This is a genomic window from Streptomyces nigrescens (genome assembly GCF_027626975.1).
GTDB classification, from domain to species: domain Bacteria; phylum Actinomycetota; class Actinomycetes; order Streptomycetales; family Streptomycetaceae; genus Streptomyces; species Streptomyces nigrescens.
Map to the genome: position 1 here is coordinate 4,662,837 of NZ_CP114203.1, position 19,229 is coordinate 4,682,065.

Sequence of the window (19,229 nt, forward strand, 5' to 3'; positions counted from 1 at the left end):
AACGATTTACGCCTTACGTCGCCCTGCCCGAAGCCTGCCACCCGGCGACCACCCCTCGGGCCCTCACGCCCTCGGGCCCTCACGCCCTCACGCCCAGGTCCGCGCCCTGCCAGACCCCGCGATCACAGGATCAACTCTCCCCGCCGGGCCCCACCAGGAAGGCGAGCTCCGGCCGGTCCCACATCACCGCAGGCGGATTCGCCGGCACCATTCCGACCGGCCGGGCACCCATGCTGCAGTAGAACCCTTCGGCAGGCGGATGCGACACCACCCGCACGCTGTCGAGCCCGGCGCGCCACGCCTCCTCCCGCATGTGCTCAACCAGCCGACGCCCGATGCCGTACCCCTGCGCATGGTCCGCCACAAACATCAGGTCCAGCTCGGCCGGCTCCACCATGAGCGCATAGAACCCCAACACCCGCTCAGAATCCCGCTCACCCGCGCCCGCACCGTCGCCCCCCTCCTCCACGGCGACAAACACCCGATGCGCTTCGATGTAGTCCGGCCCCACCCGGTACCCCTCGACCATCGAGGAATACCGCCCTTCATAGGCGCGAGAACTCCGCACCAGCCGAGTGAGCCGTTTGGCATCCCGCCCCTCGGCGCGCCGGATCACCACAACCCCCCGCCGGACCCCGCCCATTTCCCCCACCATCCGCGCACCCACCGTGACCACTGCCCACTTTCCGCATCACACCTGAAAGGTAATTCCGGATTCCACCATTTTACCGCGCCACCCCACAGCACTCCCGCCCCACGGCAATCCCCATGCCCACCCCACCCCCACGACAATCCGGCAATCCCCGGCCCGCAGCCGCCACATTCCCCGGCAGCCACAAGACAGGGATTCCACTTTCACGCAATGCAATGCAACGCAATGCAATGCGAGTTGACCGGCCGACCAGCCGGACCGGGCGCCACACCGGCGCACCGGCGCACCGGCCAGTCTCACTCAGCGGCGCCGTAGTCCTCCTCCGGGAACGGAACACGCAGCTGGTCCCAGGACTTCCGCCCCGGCCAGCCGTCCGCGTCCGAGCCCGAGTACCCCAGGGCGCGCTGGAAGGAGGCATAGGCCTGACGGTGCTTGTCATTCCACTTGGGCCCGGGCCCGCTGAACCCGTAAGGGGAGCCGCACCCTTCCTCCACCAGGCGCAGCCCCATCATCTGGATGATCGGGCTGGTCGGCAGCGTCTTGAACCACTCACCACCGGGGAACGGAACGAAGCTGGGATCGCCGGGCTGCGGCTCTCCCGTCGAAGCCTTGGCGACAATCAGCCGCTGTCCTACCTTGATGACGTTGGGATCTGAAATTTTGTTCCAGATCTGAAGCTGCTTCACAGTGGTATGGAAGCGAGAGGCGATCCCGGAAAGCGTGTCACCGGCAATCACGACGTAGTACTTGTCCTGTGTTGTCTGTTGAGTGCCCATGACACTCACGCTAGAAGCCTTTCCAAGCGCCCGCACGTTTTCCCCACAGCAGCCACTGAAGCCCCAACTCCCAACTTCACCGGGGTCATTTTACCGCCGGAGCCCACCACCGGCATGCCGAAATCTCGGCGCACACGACACCACCGCAACGCAACGAAAGGAAAGGAAAGGAAAGGGTGCCTCAATAAAAAGTGGCCCAATAAACCAACTCGGGCGGCTGGGTGCCGGACATCTCCATGCCCGGCACCGGGTACCGACCCTGACACCCGGACACTCCGTCAAAGTTCCCCGAGATCAAAGGCGTTGGCAATGGCCTGGTAGCCGGCGTCGTTGGGGTGCAGCCCGTCCTCGTAGACATAGCCCGGACGCGGCCGGTCCGGATGGGCCGGGTCAGCCAAGGCCTTGTCGAAGTCGACGACCGCGTCATAGGCCCCGCTGGTGCGGATCCAGTGGTTGACCTGCGCACGGAGCCGCTCGACCTTGGCGGAGTAGCCCGGATACCCCTTCAGCGGCACCATGGTGGCCCCGATGACCTTGATCCCCCGCCCGTGCGCCGCGCGGATCAACGCCCGATAGCCCTCGGCGATCTGGCGCGCCGAGACCGGCTTGTGCGACGACGGGAAGCAGGGACCCGTGGCCCAGTTGGCCCCGACATCATTGGCCCCCAGCTCGACAATCACCGTACGCACCCCCGGCCGGTCCAGGACGTCCCGCCGAAACCGCGTGACGCCCTTCTCGCCGAAGCAGGAACTGCTGGTCAACAGCATGTTTCCGGCAATGCCGGCATTGACCACACCGACGTTCCGGCGGGCGGCAACCAGCCGCTCGGCAAGGCCGTCCGTAAAGCCGCCATGAGCCTCCGGCGTGGACCCCACCCCATCGGTGGCCGAATCCCCCAACGCCACCACCGTGTTCCGCCGCTCCCGGAACGGCCCCGACACATCGACCCCACTGAGAAAGTAGGAGGACTCCGAGGACTGACGATAAGCCTTGGCCAGCACATCATTGAGGTGATTCCCGGCGGCCCGATAGGACGTCGTCAACCCGACCCGGTGAAAAGTGGCCGGCCCGGTCGCCCCGGCGAAGTAGAGAGTGACGACCAGATTCTCCAGCGGGGACGTGGACAGCCTCACCGCATCGCCGACCGCCTCACCGCCGGCCGGGATCACCGTCGAAGCCGAGTGTCGACCGGAGTGCCGAAAGGTCACCTTCCGCGTGGTCCCGGGCCAAGCCTGCGCCCCTCCCCCGGACCGCGCGATCACCGCACCGTCCACCCGCAGCGGCGCCTTACCGAACCGGTTGGACAGCCTGATCCGCACCCGGGCCCCACCCGCACTGACCCGGACGACCTGACGAACCGACTGCTGCCGAAAGCCCTTCCCCGACCAGTTCGGAACGTCATCCACGTCCCCCTCGACGGGCTGCTGCACCGCAGCCCCCCACACCTCCGTCCAACGGGCCGCCCGCGGCCCCGCGGCATGCGCATCAGCCACGGCATCCGCATCAGTCGCGGCATCCGCAGCACCACCGCCCCCGCCCGCCGCTCCCCCTGCCCCCACGAGCGCCATCACCATCGCCATCCCCACCAGAGGCACCACACGCCGGGCCGGAACGAACTGAAAGAAACCCATGGGCCGCCCACCTTCACGTCATCAGCAGATGCGCGCCGTTCGCCCACCACAGCAAGCCGACTTCAGCCGCTCCCCCGACGCGCCTCCGCAGTCTCACCCCGGCCCGAGGCCCCCCACATCTGCCATTCGGCAGAGACGTACCGATCAGGACTTGTAGCGGCTCTCGATCTCCTTCATCACTTCGCACACGATGTCCGTCTCCTGCTGGATGTCGGACAGCCGCCGGCGACGCTCTTCCGCGGTCAGGTACGCATCGAACTCCTGCTCCGCCCGCGCCAGGCTGTCGTCCGTCCACTCTTTCCACGAGTCGCACGCCGCCTCGACCCAGTCGTGCTGAAGCTCGATCTCCCTGTTCACTCCCCGCATCCCGGCCCGCAGATCGCCCAGCGGGACGACGACGCGTGAGAAGTGATGAAAAGAGCGCTGCAGGAGATGCAGTCGGCCGGTGTCCGTCAGGGTGGCTATTCGCTTACCCCGGTTCAATTCCGAAGAAGGGACGGTGGCGAGCTTGGAGAAGTCAGCGACATGCGTACCGCCGCGCACCTCACGGTCCCGCAAATTAGCGAGCGGCATCAGCGCATACCTGCTTTTCCAGTGACGGTCCCATGCCTCGTCACCGTCCAGCACTTTCTTGCCGCTGAACTCCTCGACCGCGATCATTGTGACGTGATCCACCAGGGCCGCACCCTTCCGCATGGTGCAGGGATGCAGAAAAAGCATGCCCATTGTGCTTACCAGGCCAGGTAAGTTGACGTTTTCGAAGATGTCGCCCTGATGCCACGGAAGAACTAGAGGAGGGGCGTCCTCGTCCACATCGGGGACGCCCCTGTAGGCGTACAGCTCGCCGATGCACGGAATCTGGTCGAGCTGTTCCGCCATGCACGCCTCCGTCAACTTCGAGGCCGGAGCGATGGCCTTCCGTCCTCGGCAATGAATACTTCGTACTCACTCTTATGGGTACTGCGCCACTCGGGCAGCAGTCGCTCCAACAGCGTAGCCGGTTGTTCGTCTCCTGCGCCCAGTTCGAGCAAATCCACTGCGGTGAGAGGCGTATAGAGATCGAGCGGAGTGACGGTGTACCCGTCAAGTACAGGAAGGGAGATCCACTGAGCGGGATCTGCCACACCCGCTTCACCGAGGATCCGAAGAAATGCGACCAGCCCGGCGAGATTATCTCTGTTATCAGGAGTCACACCGCCGGCTCTACGCCACTTTCGCAACGCCGGAACGCTCACCCCAAGCATCCGGGACATTGCCACCCACGAGAGACCTTGCTCTGTCGACAGATCGCGGAGCATGTCCTCGACCGACAGGGACCGGGCCAGTTCCTGTCGCCTCTCCCGCAGCCACTTCCTGCGGTGGTCCTGGCGCCCCCGCTCATGGCGCCGGTGACGCATGCGCAACCGCTGGCCGTCTTCCCGCCACTGCGCGTCCAGGGCCTGATAGCTGGTGTAGCTCTGCTGCTCCGCAGCCCACTCGGCGCGTGGGCGGATGCTGTCCGCCACGGCCCGCAATACCTCTAAGTCGAGACGACCTCTTGCCCTCGGATCATTCATCCGGATCCCCCCTGAAATGTTTCCTCGCGCGCTCCGTGATCGATGCCTGGAAGAGTTCGCCGGCGGGTCGATGAAGTCGATCGCAGATCTTCACGATTTGATCGGGATCGAACTTCACGGGCTCACTCGGATCCCAGAAGCTATCGATATCGAGAGCAAAGAACCTGCTGTTCTCCGGCTCCGCGCTTTTCTTCCGCCGCACGGCCACGTCCCGGTCGACGATAGTGGTCCCGATGACATCGCCATAGCGAAATCCGGTCCAGCAGTCATCCTCGAGATGGAAGAGAACATGACCCATGGAACCTGCCGCATGACCGCTCGGCAGCAGCCCTTGGGCGGCCAGCAAAGACTCGGATACCCACGTCGGCCAATCAGGATCCGCGGCAGTCTCCCCCGGCACACGAATCTCATTCACATAGCGGACGCCGACCCGGCGGACCATGGCCCCCGGAACGCTTTCCGCCAACGCCGCCAGAGCCACTCCGAGAAACGCATCAAATTTCTCGAACTGCGTGTAGGAAGTCGTATCCACGGTCAGCGCGCTGGCCTTGAGCAGCACGGATGCCTCGGAGTCGGCAGTGAAAGCGCGGAGGGCCGGCAAAACCTGAGGAGGGATGTCTTCATCGACCTCCTCCAGCTTCACGGCGAGTGCGCGCTCCTGCTGAAGCAGTGGAAAAGTCTGCCGGACACCCTCGGCGAATGCATCGCGCACTGCGGGCTGGTTGACCCGTGGCTCATAGGAAAGGGTGATCTCAGCCGTTACATAGACCAGTGGTGCATGGAGGAAGACCTCGCGTCCCGGATACATTGAGACCGCTCACCCCTTCACCTGCCTAGCTGTCTGGACTGTGCCTCACTAGCCCGTTCCCGTGGAACCAGCAGCCTGCATGAGATCGTGTGGCGTATTGCGTGAACCGACCTGTAACCAGAACTGTAACCAGAATCGGGCCCTTCCGCACCCGAAGAACGAGACATTCACTCAATCGCAACGCCGAAATCCCGCCATGCGAGATCCCGGGGACCTGTCCCTTCGACCCTTGCATACCGCTCCAGCGGCCCTGACCTGCTGTTTCAGCGCCGACTGCCACATTCGGGCCGACGTTCGCGATTCGAACCTGAGGACGCCACTCCCGGCCGCGCGGGCAGTAACACCCTTGCAGCATCCGTCACTTGACGCCCGGCACGCCAAGCAGCATCGAACTTCCACCCGTGCGGCCCACCCCTCAGCGAAGACCGGACATCCACCCTGTGGGCTCGGGCCTGGCGTCGCCGGTCCACTTCCCGACACTCCTTGGCCGCAGCCGCGAACCAACCTGCGGCCACCGTCCTGGGATGCCAACCTGCCGCCGCCGGCCCGCACATGGCCCACAAGGAGGCCATGGGACGGAGGAACCACTGAAGCTGGAGCGGGACACCGCAACTGCCCTGCGGGGGCGGCCACTTCACCCCTCCCGGGGCCGGATCCTGAAGAAGGGTTTCAGGGCTTCAGGCTGTGTTCAGGTTCGGGTCGGCACTGTGGTGGATGTCGGAAGGGCGCGACAGGCCCGCCGGCGGAACAAGACCGCGACACGATCCGGAGGAACGTCCTCATGAAGGCCACCGCCAAGCGCACGCTCACCCCTCGCGCCGTCGTCCTCGCCACGGCTGCCGCTGTCGCACTGATCGGCGGCACGGGTGCCGCGACCGCCTTCGCGAACGACGACGGCCCGGCCCCGCAGTCCTCGGTCCAGCTCCCCCACAACGAGCGCCACCTCGACGACACCGCCAAGGACCGCGCGCAGGTCAAGGCCGACAAGATCAGCCAGTCCCAGGCCACCGCCAAGGCCCTCCAGGCCGTCCCCGGCACCGCGACCTCCGCCGAACTCGACGACGACGACCGCAACGGCTCCCTCGTCTGGGAGGTCGAGGTCCTCGGCAAGGACCACAAGAGCCACGAGGTCATCATCGACGCCGGCAGTGGCAAGGTCCTCAACCAGCACATCGACCACGACGACCACGACAACAACGACAACCAGGACGACAACGACAGCGACGACGACTGATCAGACACCAGTCACCAAGCACCAGGCCGCAGCCGCCTGCCTGAAGCCTCCCCCAGAGCCCGAAGGGGCCGCGCCCGCCACTGTCCGGCGTACGCGGCCCCTTCGTCGGTTTCCGGCAAAGACACGGCCCCGGGTCGCGATGCGATGGCCGGGGCCGTGTCCGCCTTCTGCGGATACTGAGTAACTCTTAGCCGCAGGTCACGGGCCGATGACCGCGATGGACTTGATCGTCGCCCCCGGCTTGGTCTGCCCCCAGTGGCCGGGCTTGATGTCGACGGTCTTGCCGTAGCAGGAGACGTCGCTGTAGACCCGGATCTTCCTCTTCGTCTGGTTGGAAACGGTCTTGCCGTTCCAGTCGTAACAGCCCGGCGAGGGGTTCACGCCGCTGGTGCGCTTCGTGCCGCCGAAGTCATTCTTCGACCACGTGCAGACCGAGCCCTTCCGGCAGACGGACGAGGCAGAGGCAGTCGTGGAGGTGGCGAGAGGCAGCGTCGCGATGAGCGCAGCGCCGCCGAGCGCAATGAGCTTGGTCTTCAAGGGTGGTACTCCTGTTCCCCCGTATGGATCATGGTCAGTAACGAGCATCCCAGCGCCGGATGGCCACGGACAATTGCTTTTCAGCCACCCTCCTCGACGCCGAACCCAGCGCCACTGCTTCACCGGCCCTTGGCCGGCCACATCGCCCGGACCGGCCAGGAAGCCCCGGACAGACCGCAGACACCGGTCATGGCGCATCGTCTTCGGGCCGGGAGCCTGCGGCGAGATCCAGACAAACCGGGGTGAGACGAGACGAACGCAGAAGGGGTGCCCCGCCGAAGCAGGACACCCCTTCTGACCAGCTAACTCGCTGACCTCTGCGGAGGCTGTGGGATTTGAACCCACGGTGACGTTGCCGCCACGACAGTTTTCAAGACTGTTCCCTTAGGCCGCTCGGGCAAGCCTCCCCGCGGCACCGGTGCGCGGGGCGCGTGGGTGTCGCGGGATCAGACTAGCGCGTCACTTGTCGCCCGTGCGCTGGCCCAGGGTGACTTGGGTCGTGTGCTCCTTGCCGCCGCGCTTGTAGGTGAGGGTGACCTCGTCGCCGGGCTTGTGCTGCCAGATCTCGCTGATGAGGGTGGGGCCGCTGTCGATCACCGTGTCGTCGAGCTTGGTGATGGTGTCGCCGGGCCGGAGGCCGGCCTTGTCGGCGGGGCCGTTCGGGGTAACGGCTTCGGAGCCGTTGTTGCCCGTCTTGGCGATGGTCGCGCCGTCGCCGGTGTCCCGCATGCCGACCTGGACGCCGATCTGGGGATAGACCGGCTTGCCGGTCCTGATCAGGTCCTGGGCGACCCGCTTGGCCTGGTCGATGGGGATCGCGAAGCCCAGGCCGATGCTGCCGGACTGCTGGGACTCGCCGCCCAGGCCGCCGCCGTTGCCGGCCGACTGGATCGCGGAGTTGATGCCGATGACATTGCCGGCGGCGTCCATCAGCGGGCCGCCGGAGTTACCGGGGTTTATCGAAGCGTCGGTCTGCAGGGCGCTCATGTACGAGGCGCTGGTGCCGCCGCCGTCGCTGGAGGCCACCGGGCGGTCCTTGGCGCTGATGATGCCGGTGGTGACCGTGCCGGACAGGCCGAAGGGGGCGCCGATGGCGATCGTGGCGTCGCCGACCTGCACACTGCCGGACTTGCCGAGCGGGAGCGGGTTGAGCGGGGCGCCGGAGGCGTTCTTCAGCTTGATCACGGCGACGTCGTAGCCCTGGGCGTTGCCGACGACCTCGGCGTCGTACTTCTTGCCGTTGGAGAACGTCGCGGTGAGCTTGCCGCCGCCGGCCGCGCTGGCGACGACGTGGTTGTTGGTGAGGATGTGGCCCTGCTTGTCGTAGATGAAGCCGGTGCCCGTGCCGCCCTCACCGGTGGCACCCTGCGCCTCGATCGTCACGACGCTCGGCAGCGCCTTCTGCGCTATCCCGGAGACGGAGGTGGGCTTGCGGTTCAGCGCGCCGGGGTCGCCGGGCGCGGAGACCGTCGTCGAGGCGCTGTCGTTCTGGCCCGCGGCCCAGAAGCCGATGCCGCCGCCGACACCGCCGGCCACCAGCGCCGCCACCAGGACGGCCGCGATCAGGCCGCCGTTACGCCGCTTGGGCGCCGGGCTGCCGGTCACACCCCAGGGGTCGCCGCCGTACGGAGGCTGCTGGCCCCAGCCGCCGCCCGCGCCGGGGGCGCCATGGCCGGCGCCCGGGTACGGCGGGATCTGGGCGGTCTGCTCGGTGGTCGGGTCGTCGCCGGGGTATCCGAAGCCGGGCTGCGGAGGGTGTCCGGCGCCCGGGGCCGAGCCGACGGTCGGGGCGAAGCCCGGCGGGGGCGGCGTGTGCGGGGCGTCGGGAGCCTGGGCGCCGGAGGCGGACGCGGGGGCGCTGTCCGGCTGCGGCCCGGTCGGCGGCTTGGCCTCCGACGGGACGGCGACTCCCTCGTTCTCGGTGCTCACAGGTCTCTCCTCAGCTTCATGACTGTCGGCGCCCACGGCCTCGGCAGGCTGCTTCCCTGCTGCCTCGGATCTCATCCATGCCCGAGATCCGGGGCGGCCGTTTCTTCCGGGGCTTGCAGTTCGGCCGGACCCTGGGGGTGCGTCCGGGTGGTGCGGTTCTTCTGTGGGGCCGGCGGGCCTCGCGGTCCGCCGGGTGGTGCGGTTCTTCCGGTCCGGCGGGCCTGGGGCCCTCCGGGTCGTACGGCTCCTCGTGCCGGTGGACGGGGAGCCCCAGTACTCCAGGATTAAGGATCCCGGCGATACGGGCGAGTCCCGGTCCGCCGGTCCGGGGGCCGCCGGCCGTGATCCGCAGGTCCCGTCCCGCACGCCCCGGCCGTGCGCGAGCCCCGTCCGCAGGTCCGGTCCGGGGTCCGGGCCGGGCGATACGGGCGAGTCTCCCTACCACCCTTTCCCACCGCGCGTCAGAGCACCGTAAGCCGAGGCTGTGACTGTCCCCTCATCCTTTATGCCGGACAAAACCGGCGCATCCCCTGTTCCGCGCCCCTGGTATGCGCCCGGCACACCCTCAGCGGTGGATGGCACGATAACGCGGTGACCTATGCACGCCCTGCCCAGGACGCCCGTCCGGGCCGTCCCGCCATTTCCGTCATCGCCCATCGCGGTGCCTCCGAGGACGCCCCGGAACACACCCTCGCGGCCTACCGCAAGGCGATCGAGGACGGGGCGGACGCCCTGGAGTGCGATGTCCGGCTGACCGCGGACGGGCATCTGGTGTGCGTGCACGACCGCCGGGTGAACCGCACGTCCAACGGGCGCGGTTCGGTTTCCGCCCTGGAGCTCGCCGATCTCGCCATGCTCGACTTCGGCTCCTGGAAGGGCGACGGGTTCGCGAACGAGGCGCCGGACCGGCAGCACGAGGACCCCGAGCGGACCTCCGTACTGACGCTGGAGCGGCTGCTGGAGCTGGTCGCCGACGCGGACCGCCGGGTCGAGCTGGCCATCGAGACCAAACACCCGACGCGCTGGGCCGGACAGGTGGAGGAGCGGCTGGTCGAGCTGCTGGCCCGATTCGGGCACACGAATCCGGCCATGCGCACGGACTGGACCCCTTCGGTACGGGTCATGAGCTTCTCGGCCCGCTCCCTGCACCGCGTACGGGCCGCGGCACCCGAGGTCCCCGGCGTCTACCTGATGCAATTCCTCACCCCGCGGCACCGTGACGGCCGGCTCCCGCCCGGTGTCGGCATCGCGGGCCCCGGGATACGCATCCTCCGCTCGCACCCCGACTACGTCGCCAAGGCGCATCGCGCGGGCCACCGCGTCCACGTATGGACCGTCAATGACACCGCCGATGTCGAGCTCTGTCAGGAATTGGGCGTGGACGCGGTGATTACGAACCGCCCCAAGCAGGTACGAATCCAACTCGGCCTTGGCTAAAGCTCATCACAGGGTGTGCACCGGCGCATTCGACCCGTATTCGATTGTGTCCAATGCGTCACCATGTGCCGCTTGGCCGGTTTCCGGTCCAGTCCATTGGGGCATTCATCCCGTGGCGTGGGGCAAAGGAGGTCTCGGGGGTGGCGTTGGTGGTGGCACAAGAGGTGCCGACGTCGTCGATCATGGCCGTACCCCATGGTCCCGTGGGTGTGGGCATGGCCAGGCGGCGCATGCGTGAAGAGCTGTTGGCAAGTGGAGTTCAGGACACAGTCGTCGATGACGCGGTCCTCATTCTTTCGGAGCTGCTGAGCAATTCGTGTCGCCATGCGCGTCCGATATACGAAAACGGATCACCGGGCTCCGCAACGGCCGAGGCAACGGACGCCCCGTCGGCATCCATCCGGGCGTCCTGGCATATCGACTCACAGGGCAGACTGACCGTCGCGGTCACGGACGGCGGCGGCCCGACCCGGCCCCTTCCGGCCACACCGTCGGTCACGGCGCGCGGCGGCCGCGGGCTGGCCATCATCCGCTCGCTCGCCAAGGACTGGGGCGTACACGACTCCGTCGTCGGCGAAGTCACGGTCTGGGCGGCCCTCTCGCTCCAGGGCGCTTTCGCTACGCGCGTGGATCTGACACCCGATCTGCCGCCCTCGCTCGCCAGGGGCGCAGGGGTGAGCACGGTGCGGCCGCTGACCCCGGGCTTCCCGGAATTCGACGATCTGACGTAGCGGCACGGCGGGACACGGCCGGGCGCGCGGCCGAGCGCGACGCCGTACGCAATCCTCTAGGCTCGCGCCGAAACGCGTCCGTACGCCCAGGATCGACCAGGAGACACCGTCGCCATGGCCAAGAAGCGCCGTCCCCAGCCCCAGGCCGCAGCATCACAGATCAAGGGCGGCGAGGTGCCGGTCGTCGGTGCCCGTGAACCCTGCCCGTGCGGCTCGGGCCGCCGGTACAAGGCCTGTCACGGGCGACAGGCGGCGCATGCCGCCACCGAGCTGGTGCAGCGCCCCTTCGAGGGCCTGCCCGGTGAGTGCGACTGGGTGGCGCTGCGCGAGCTGGTGCCCGCCGCCACCGCCGAGTTGACGCTGAAGGGCGGGCTGCCCGAGGGCGTCCCGTCCGTGACGCTGGCGACCGTGCTGCCGATGGCCTGGCCCGCACTGCGCCGCGACAACGGCGCGGTGCTGCTCGGCCTGCAGAACGACACCGCCTCCGGCGACCTCAGCCGCGACCTCGCCGACACCCTGCAGCGCGCGCTGGCCGCCGAGCCCGGCACCCCGGTCGCCGCCGCGCGCCCGGCCCCCGACGGTCCGCGGCTGCAGGATCTGCTCGACCCGGACGCGGCTTTTGAGCCGTCCGTCCACACCGGCTTCGAGTTCTGGGTGGAGAACGCCGAGAACGCCACCGGCGAGGTCGCCGCCTCTCTGGAGCGGGCCAACGCGGCGGCCATTCCCACCTCCCGGATTCCCGGGCTGGAGGGCGCGTACTGGTGCGAGGCCCCGGAGAAGAACCATCTGCGCTGGGTCACCGGGCACCCCGAGGAGCAGCTGCTGGACGCACTCGCCCGGCTGCACGCCGCGGGCGACTCCTCGCTCGGTGAGGGCACCCGTCTGGTGGGCTCGTTCCGCGCTCACGGTCTGGTCGTTCCGGTCTGGGACCTGCCCTCGTCGATGAGCGCCGAGGACGTCGCCAAGCCGGCCGCGGCGTTCGCCGAGCGGCTGGCCGAGGCGCTCGCGACGGACGCCCCGCTGACCCCCGAGGAGCGCCGGGCGCGCGGCGGGCTCACCAACCGCCAGGTGACCCTGAGCTGACCGGAACGCCCTCGACTGTGCGGAATGGATGCCTCCGGGGACCTCAGGCGTGACACCTGTCACAACTCCCCGTACCTGCCGGTAAATAGGCGTCCGGAATTCCACGATCGAATTTGCGAACTGCCGATCTCTTGTTACGGTTCTAGAAGCCCGGTCGCTGGTGCATCCCCCGTCGCCAGCGACCGGGCGCTTCCATGCCCGGAGCCGGGTGCTCCGCTCGGCCGGCCCCGGCCGCCGGTGACTCCGCGCCGTCAGTGGACCGAACCACTGCCTCCCGCAGGCGAGTTGCTGCCGGAGCGCAGCAGCAGCCGCTCCCCCGCCACGTCGGAGAACTCCGCCACCGCGCCGTACGGCCCGCCCCCGCGCACGGTCGCCCCGGTCGGCGTCTCGCACATGCCCGGCACACCGGCCGCCGCCACCTCGCAGTGCACCTGGACGGTCGTACCGTCCGGTCGCAGCAGCGTCAGTGCGGCGCGCAGCGGGGCGCCGGTGAGATTGCGGTAGTAGGTCCGCCCCCAGGTCAGACCGTTCTCGGCGAGCACGCAGGTCTGGGCCTCGATCCGCCCGGGAGCGGCGAGTTGGGGGCCGCAGCGGGAGGTACGGCCGGAGGGGGGCGGCAGGCCGGGGCCGGTAGGGGAGCCGGTGGAGGTCCGGGCGCCGACAGTGACGGGACTCTTGCCCGACTTGGCACCACTATTGGACTTGATGCCCCTTTTGGCCGCAGAGCTGTTTTCGGACGTGGCGGCCGTCCCGGAAGCCGTGAGGTCGGCCGGACCGGCCATTGCGGCGCCCAGCGGCACGACGCCGGCGAGCACCGCCACGCCGGCGAGCCCGGTCATGCGGATTTTCTGCGCACGCTGCATGGGCCCCCACCTGGATCGAGATGCCGCTGACGACGGCTTGACGGTGGGCCGAACCTATCGGGCGGCGAGGGTGCGCCCAGGCACCCGGACGCGGGTTTCCCGTAGTTGTCCGGGCCGGTCACACCCGAACGGGTGATCCGCCCGCGCGTCGTTTCCGACCGCCCGCCGAGCAGACGGGGCAGGCGCCCGCGCGGACGTCAGTACGCGAGCCGGCTGCCGCCGTCGGGAGTGCTGGTGCTCGCCGTGACCAGGGCGTCCACGATCGTGCCCACCTTCGGCAGCCAGGGCGCGGCCGAGGGTGGGGGTCCCCCCTGCTCGAACGAAGTGGAGCGCTTGGGGGAAGCCGGCGGCCGCTCCCAGCGGACCCGGCCCGCGCCGATCTGGGAGGGCGGGAGCACCAGATAGCCGCCCTCGCCGTGGAACCGCAGCGAGCTGGGCACCCAGTCCTGGGAGTGCAGCAGCTCGCCCAACTCCGCGAGGTCGTACGGCGATACGAGCAGCGACCAGCGGGTGGGCGTGGCCACCACGGGGCCGAGGCGCACCCCGAAGTGGTCCAGGGCCGCCAGGGCGCGGGCGCCGGCGACGGCGGGCAGGCTCACCGCGCAGGGCGCGCGGCCGCCGGTGGCCAGCACGATCGGGGCATCGGGGCGGTTCGCCCACCACCAACGCACCATCCGGGCGTCGGTCGTGGCCGCCATCAGGCCGGGGTCGAAGGGGTGCGCGCCGGGCACCACACAGTCGGGGTCGGGGCAGCTGCACCGGCGGCCGGTCCGCTCGCCGAGGCCGAGCCGGGCGCCGCCCGGCTGGCGGCCGGCGGGCCTGATCCCCACACCGGGAAGTACGGGCCACTGCCACTCGGTGGCGCAGTGGAGCGCCGCACCGAGCAGCGCCGACCTTCCGCCGCGCCGGAACAGGAGCTTGCGTCGCCTTCCGAGGATCTCGCGCATGAGCGCTCGTTCCTTTCCGTAAACGCCGAGGGCTTGGTCCATCGCACTACATGGCACTTCTTGCCGGTCCGCCGTCGTTCGTGCCGTGCCGCTTCATGCCGTGGTGTGGCGTTTCCTGCGGCCCGGCCGGGCTTCCCGGGGTCGATCGCATCTCGATCACGCCACGTGGATCACTGGTCACCGCGTGTACAAGGCAGCGCATCACGCCGTACGCCGAGCGTGGAACATGGCGGGGGGTGGCGCGCGCCTGGCGATTGCGCCTCCGTGGTGCAGTCCCCGCCTCTTGGGAGTGCGTCGCGGTCGTCGCCGTATTAGACGCCGGTGTCCGCCGGAGAGTTCCGGTGCGGCCCCAACTGACCCCGCACCTTTCCGAGTACGTACCCGCCACTGTGGTGATGACGCGCTGTTGATCGCCGTCAGTCGACCTCAAATTGACGCTCGGGGGGCTTTTTTCAGGCCAATCTACAGACCTCGCTGACACCACAAACCCCATGGGGAGAGTGCTGGACATCACATCGCTGGTGCGTGTACATCTGGAGGCATTGATAGCGGAGCAGCATGACATGGGGGTTTGCGATGCTATTGAGGAAATTGAGCGGCCAACCGTACCGCGCAACATCACTCAACAAAATGCCGCACTCCCTACCAAAAAGCGGCCTGACCTGGGTCATTACCCGGCGCAACGAGAGTCGTCGGCCATGACCGCCCCTCACGTACCGAAAGTGGCTGGAATCAAACCAGCTCTTCCCGCCCCCACTCACACTGTCGACCCGCGCCCGGGGAAAACCCCCGCGGATCCCCCCTCCGACACCCCGTCCGGCACTCCTCCGGACGCCCCTCGGGACACCGCGCCCGACGCCGCGTCAGACACCGCCCCCGGCGCCGCCCCCGACTTCTCCGTCGTCGACCAACTCGCCGCCGTCCAGGACCGGCTGGCCGGCTGGATCTCCGACCTCAGCACCCTGCACGACCTGACCGAACAGCTCGCGCGCACCCGCACGCTGGAGGACGCCCTCCACGAGCTGCTGCGCGCCGGCGCCTCCCTGGTCGGCGCGCGGCGCGGTCTGGTCGTCCTCGCCCCGGCCGACGGCTTCGGCCCGGAGACCACCGTCGGGCTCGGCCTCGGCCACGCCGAGATCGGCACCATCGAGACCATCCCGCGCCGCGCCCTGTCGTACGCGCGGATACTGGACGGCCTCCCGGAGCCGGGCGCCACCGGCGACGGCCCCCGGACCGGACCGCTCCACGACCCCCGGCACGAGGCGCGTGACACGGGCCGTCCCCCCGGCCCGCGCGGCGCGGCCGCGGCCGGACCGTGCACCGAGATCTCCGAACCCGACATCCCCGGCGAGAAGGACCTCGACCCGCGTCTGCGCGAGGTCGCGGCCCGGCTCGGGTACGCCGCCAGCTACGCGGTCCCGCTCGCCGCCGACCCCATCGGCCGGACCGGCGCCGCGGTCTGGCTCTACGACGAACCGGCCGAGCCCACCGAACGGCAGCGCCATCTCATCGGCCTCTACCGGGCGCACGCCGCCGAGCACCTCGCCCGGCTCCTCGAACTCCACCGCAGCCGGCAGGCCGTCCGGACCCTCCGCGAGGAGCTGCTGCCGCACCGGCTGCCGCGGATCCCCGGCGTCCGCCTCGCGGTGCGGCACCACAGCGGACCGCGCGGGGGCGGCGACTGGTACGACGCGCTGCCGCTGCCCGACGGCGCACTGGGTCTGGCCATCGGTTCGGTGACCGGCTCCGGGCCGAGCGCGGTGGCGGCCATGGGGCGGCTGCGGGCGTCCCTGCGCGCCTACGCCGTCATGGAGGGCGAGGATCCGGTCGCGGTCCTCTCCGACCTCGAACTGCTGCTGCGGCTGACCGAGCCGGCCCGCAGCGCCACCGCGCTGTTCGCCTTCACCGAGCCGCCGCCCGGCGCGCCGGGCGGGCCGCCCGCACCCCCGATGCCGGGCGGTATCATCGACCCCTTCGCCCGCAAGATCGTCCTGGCCGGGGCCGGCCACTGCCCGCCGCTGATCCTCGGCGATCTGCGGACCGAGTACGTGGAGACCTCGCTGTCCGCGCCGCTGGGCATGCTGGCCTGCTGGGAGGCGCCGAGCGTGGAGATCGAACCGGCCGGCGGCGAGACCCTGCTGCTCTACAGCGACGGGCTGCTGCACCGCACCGGTGAGCCCATGGACCGCGCCTTCGCCCGGCTGCACGCGGCAGCCGCGGGCGTTCCCCAGGCCGCCCGCCATGATCCGGAGGCGGTCGTCGACCACATCGTGCGCACGATGCTGCCGCAGGGCCTGGACGATCCGTCGTCGGAGGAGGACGTCGTGCTGCTCGCGGCGTACTTCGAGGAGTAGCCCCCCGGTCCGGCGGCTCAGGGCCGGTCCGGCGGCCCCCGGCCCTGGTCGCGGGGCCGGCCCTGAGCACGCCCCATACGGCGGCGGGCCTGGCGCACCGCGCTCCCGCCCCGTACGGCGGAACCTGCCGTCCCGCGCTCCCGCCCGCGCCACCCGCCCGGACCCGCCGGGCGCCATGCCTCCTATGGCCGGTCTGCCGGAGAGGTCACACCTTCCGGCCCCTGGACCGCTTTCGATCCGCACATACGATGGAATGCGGTTCAGTCTTTAAAGGAGGCATTGTGACCGACGAGCTCACGCCGGAGACCCCGGACGAGGACGAGCAGCCGATCAAGCAGCGCAAGAACGGCCTTTACCCGGGCGTCTCGGACGAGCTCGCGGAGAACATGAAGAGCGGCTGGGCCGACACCGAGCTGCGCGATCTGCAGCCGGTCGAGCAGGCCCCGAATGCCGCCCGGCGCCGGGCCGCGCTGTCCGCGCGCTTCCCCGGCGAGCGCCTGGTGATCCCGGCGGGCAATCTGAAGACCCGCTCCAACGACACCGAGTACCAGTTCCGCGCCTCGACGGAGTACGTCTACCTCACCGGCGACCAGACCGACGACAGCGTCCTGGTCCTGGAGCCGAAGGGCGACTCGCACGAGGCGACGATCCACCGGCTGCCCCGCTCCAACCGTGAGAACGGCGAGTTCTGGCTCAACGGCATGGGCGAGCTGTGGGTCGGCCGGCGCCACAGCCTCAGCGAGTCCGAGGCGCTGCTCGGCGTCCCCTGCAAGGACGTCCGTGAGCTGGCCGACGCGCTCAAGGAGGCCACCGGCCCGGTCCGCGTGGTGCGCGGCCATGACGCCGGTATCGAGGCCGCGCTGACCGACAAGGTCACCGCCGAGCGCGATGAAGAGCTGCGGGTCTTCCTCTCCGAAGCACGCGCGGTCAAGGACGAGTTCGAGATCGGCGAGCTGCAGAAGGCCGTCGACTCGACGGTGCGCGGCTTCGAGGACGTCGTGAAGGTCCTGGACAAGGCCGAGGCGACCAGCGAGCGCTACATCGAGGGAACGTTCTTCCTGCGCGCCCGCGTCGAGGGCAACGACATCGGCTACGGCTCGATCTGCGCCGCCGGCCCGCACGCCACCACCCTGCACTGGGTCCGCAACAACGGCGAGGTCCGCTCCGGCGATCTGCTGCTGCTGGACGCCGGTGTGGAGACCCACACCCTCTACACCGCGGACATCACCCGCACCCTGCCGATCAACGGCCGCTACAACGACCTCCAGCGCAAGATCTACGACGCGGTCTACGAGGCCCAGGAGGCGGGCATCGCGGCGGTCAAGCCGGGCGCGGCCTACCGCGACTTCCACGACGCGGCGCAGCGGGTGCTCGCCGAGAAGCTGGTCGAGTGGGGCCTGGTCGAGGGCCCGGTCGAGCGGGTGCTGGACCTGGGGCTGCAGCGCCGCTGGACCCTGCACGGCACCGGCCACATGCTCGGCCTGGACGTCCACGACTGCGCCGCGGCCCGCACCGAGCACTATGTCAACAGCACGCTGGAGCCCGGCATGGTGCTGACCGTCGAGCCCGGACTGTACTTCCAGGCGGACGATCTGACGGTGCCGGAGGAGTACCGGGGCATCGGGGTCCGCATCGAGGACGACATCCTCGTGACGGACGACGGCAACCGGAATCTGTCGGCCGGGCTGCCGCGCCGGTCGGACGAGGTCGAGGCCTGGATGGCCGGGCTGCTCGGCAAGTAGTACCGCAGGACACCGCGTACGGCTCCCGGTGGCGTCAACCGCCGCCGGGGGCCGTGTCGTTGGCGGGACGCTTCTTGTAGGCGCCCGCGCAGGCCGCCGCCCAGACGGCGGTGGCGGCGGACTCGGCGAGGTGCCGGTCCACGGGCCGGCGGGCGATCAGGATCCGGTAGTAGAAGGGCGCACCGAGCGCCGACATCACATCCTCCGGGTCGGTGTCCGCGGGCAGTTCGCCGCGGTCGACCGCCCGCTGCACCATCCGGCCGGCCAGCGTCAGCCGTTCGCCGAAGAAGGACCGCAGCACCGCCGCCGCCTGCGGGTCACGCGCCGCGGCGGAGACCACCGCCTCGATCAGACAGCTCATCCGCGCCTCGGCGAAGAAGTCCGCTATCGAACGGGCCAGCTGGCGCAGATCCTCGGGCAGGGTGCCGGAGTCCGGCAGCGGCACATCGGAGCTCAGTTCGGTCAGCAGCTCGCACACCAGACCCTCGATGCAGCGCCAGCGGCGATAGAGCGTCGCGACGTGAATTCCGGAGCGCTGCGCGACCTTCTCCATGGTCAGCCCGGCGAAGCCGCCCTCGTCCAACTCCTCGAAGACAGCGGTCAGTACGGCCTGTCGGGTGCGGGCCGTACGCCCGCCGGGCCGGGTCTCGCCCGGGGCATGGTGCGCTGTCGTCACGACGGCTCCGTATTGCAGTGCGGGTTCACGCCAAGTATTGTCCGAGACAAGTTAACGCGAGCAACTTCGCGTTAATCCTGGTGCGCGCTGGTCTCGCAGGGACAGGGGACGCCGCGGGGGAGGTCCTCCCACCGCGAGACCGCGCGGCCCAGTCCTCTCGCCAGGCGGTTTCCGGCCAATTATCCCACTGCCGACGTTCGCCCGGTTTGACACCTCATCTCCCGGCGCCTCGGACAAGGTCCGCCGGGTTTCCGTGGACAAGCAGGAGCCGCG

General features: G+C 69.4%; 17 protein-coding genes and 1 tRNA gene. 6 read left to right on the forward strand and 12 right to left on the reverse strand.

Going from position 1 to position 19,229, the window contains the following annotated elements:
* Window positions 1-130 precede the first annotated feature (130 nt).
* The 6 genes from STRNI_RS20815 to STRNI_RS20840 form a co-directional block, all read right to left on the reverse strand.
* A complete protein-coding gene (locus tag STRNI_RS20815; protein WP_277413296.1) occupies window positions 131-655 on the reverse strand; it encodes a GNAT family N-acetyltransferase in 525 nt (174 codons plus the stop codon).
* 293 nt (window positions 656-948) lie between these two features.
* On the reverse strand, window positions 949-1,428 hold the full coding sequence (locus STRNI_RS20820) for a LysM peptidoglycan-binding domain-containing protein (RefSeq protein WP_018093466.1): 480 nt from the start codon (window positions 1,426-1,428) through the stop codon (window positions 949-951).
* Window positions 1,429-1,706: 278 nt separating this feature from the next.
* Window positions 1,707-3,059: an SGNH/GDSL hydrolase family protein gene (locus tag STRNI_RS20825; protein ID WP_274737150.1), complete on the reverse strand. Its 1,353-nt coding sequence runs from the start codon at window positions 3,057-3,059 to the stop codon at window positions 1,707-1,709.
* Between the two features lie 144 nt (window positions 3,060-3,203).
* Window positions 3,204-3,938: a hypothetical protein gene (locus STRNI_RS20830; protein WP_018093464.1), complete on the reverse strand. Its 735-nt coding sequence runs from the start codon at window positions 3,936-3,938 to the stop codon at window positions 3,204-3,206.
* 11 nt (window positions 3,939-3,949) lie between these two features.
* Window positions 3,950-4,564 carry a hypothetical protein gene (locus STRNI_RS20835; RefSeq protein ID WP_127152128.1) on the reverse strand — a complete coding sequence of 205 codons (615 nt, stop codon included), beginning with the start codon at window positions 4,562-4,564 and terminating at the stop codon, window positions 3,950-3,952.
* A gap of 43 nt (window positions 4,565-4,607) precedes the next feature.
* Window positions 4,608-5,423 (reverse strand): TIGR04255 family protein, encoded by an 816-nt coding sequence (locus STRNI_RS20840; RefSeq protein WP_093641569.1) that lies wholly within the window; start codon window positions 5,421-5,423, stop codon window positions 4,608-4,610.
* 781 nt (window positions 5,424-6,204) lie between these two features.
* Between STRNI_RS20840 and STRNI_RS20845 the strand changes: the two genes are divergently transcribed.
* The gene (locus STRNI_RS20845; protein ID WP_277411786.1) at window positions 6,205-6,657 is read left to right on the forward strand and encodes a PepSY domain-containing protein; all 453 of its coding nucleotides are present in this window, start codon (window positions 6,205-6,207) and stop codon (window positions 6,655-6,657) included.
* 198 nt (window positions 6,658-6,855) lie between these two features.
* Here STRNI_RS20845 and STRNI_RS20850 read toward each other — a convergent pair whose 3' ends face one another.
* The 3 genes from STRNI_RS20850 to STRNI_RS20860 all read right to left on the reverse strand — a co-directional run bounded on the left by STRNI_RS20850 (window position 6,856) and on the right by STRNI_RS20860 (window position 9,123).
* The gene (locus STRNI_RS20850; protein WP_018093461.1) at window positions 6,856-7,194 is read right to left on the reverse strand and encodes a peptidase inhibitor family I36 protein; all 339 of its coding nucleotides are present in this window, start codon (window positions 7,192-7,194) and stop codon (window positions 6,856-6,858) included.
* Between the two features lie 320 nt (window positions 7,195-7,514).
* Window positions 7,515-7,601 (reverse strand) — tRNA-Ser (locus STRNI_RS20855).
* Between the two features lie 52 nt (window positions 7,602-7,653).
* Window positions 7,654-9,123, reverse strand: a complete 1,470-nt coding sequence (locus STRNI_RS20860; RefSeq protein ID WP_018093460.1) for a S1C family serine protease — start codon at window positions 9,121-9,123, stop codon at window positions 7,654-7,656.
* A gap of 591 nt (window positions 9,124-9,714) precedes the next feature.
* Between STRNI_RS20860 and STRNI_RS20865 the strand changes: the two genes are divergently transcribed.
* The 3 genes from STRNI_RS20865 (at window position 9,715) to STRNI_RS20875 (ending at window position 12,374) form a co-directional block, all read left to right on the forward strand.
* Window positions 9,715-10,560 carry a glycerophosphodiester phosphodiesterase gene (locus tag STRNI_RS20865; RefSeq protein WP_148588837.1) on the forward strand — a complete coding sequence of 282 codons (846 nt, stop codon included), beginning with the start codon at window positions 9,715-9,717 and terminating at the stop codon, window positions 10,558-10,560.
* 53 nt (window positions 10,561-10,613) lie between these two features.
* The gene (locus STRNI_RS20870) at window positions 10,614-11,291 is read left to right on the forward strand and encodes an ATP-binding protein (RefSeq protein WP_277411787.1); all 678 of its coding nucleotides are present in this window, start codon (window positions 10,614-10,616) and stop codon (window positions 11,289-11,291) included.
* Between the two features lie 114 nt (window positions 11,292-11,405).
* Complete coding sequence (locus tag STRNI_RS20875; protein ID WP_277411788.1) at window positions 11,406-12,374, forward strand: DUF5926 family protein; 969 nt, start codon at window positions 11,406-11,408, stop codon at window positions 12,372-12,374.
* A gap of 251 nt (window positions 12,375-12,625) precedes the next feature.
* Here STRNI_RS20875 and STRNI_RS20880 read toward each other — a convergent pair whose 3' ends face one another.
* Together STRNI_RS20880 and STRNI_RS20885 are read right to left on the reverse strand one after the other, a co-directional pair.
* A complete protein-coding gene (locus STRNI_RS20880; protein WP_159487286.1) occupies window positions 12,626-13,237 on the reverse strand; it encodes an SPRY domain-containing protein in 612 nt (203 codons plus the stop codon).
* Between the two features lie 197 nt (window positions 13,238-13,434).
* Complete coding sequence (locus tag STRNI_RS20885) at window positions 13,435-14,184, reverse strand: bifunctional DNA primase/polymerase (protein WP_018093455.1); 750 nt, start codon at window positions 14,182-14,184, stop codon at window positions 13,435-13,437.
* A 698-nt stretch (window positions 14,185-14,882) separates the two neighbouring features.
* On the opposite strand from STRNI_RS20885, the gene STRNI_RS20890 reads away from it, so the two are divergent.
* Window positions 14,883-16,538 (forward strand): PP2C family protein-serine/threonine phosphatase, encoded by a 1,656-nt coding sequence (locus tag STRNI_RS20890; protein WP_338149755.1) that lies wholly within the window; start codon window positions 14,883-14,885, stop codon window positions 16,536-16,538.
* Between the two features lie 281 nt (window positions 16,539-16,819).
* Window positions 16,820-18,280 (forward strand): aminopeptidase P family protein, encoded by a 1,461-nt coding sequence (locus STRNI_RS20895; RefSeq protein ID WP_277411790.1) that lies wholly within the window; start codon window positions 16,820-16,822, stop codon window positions 18,278-18,280.
* 34 nt (window positions 18,281-18,314) lie between these two features.
* Here STRNI_RS20895 and STRNI_RS20900 read toward each other — a convergent pair whose 3' ends face one another.
* Complete coding sequence (locus STRNI_RS20900) at window positions 18,315-18,956, reverse strand: TetR/AcrR family transcriptional regulator (protein WP_159487294.1); 642 nt, start codon at window positions 18,954-18,956, stop codon at window positions 18,315-18,317.
* Between the last annotated feature and the right edge of the window lie 273 nt (window positions 18,957-19,229).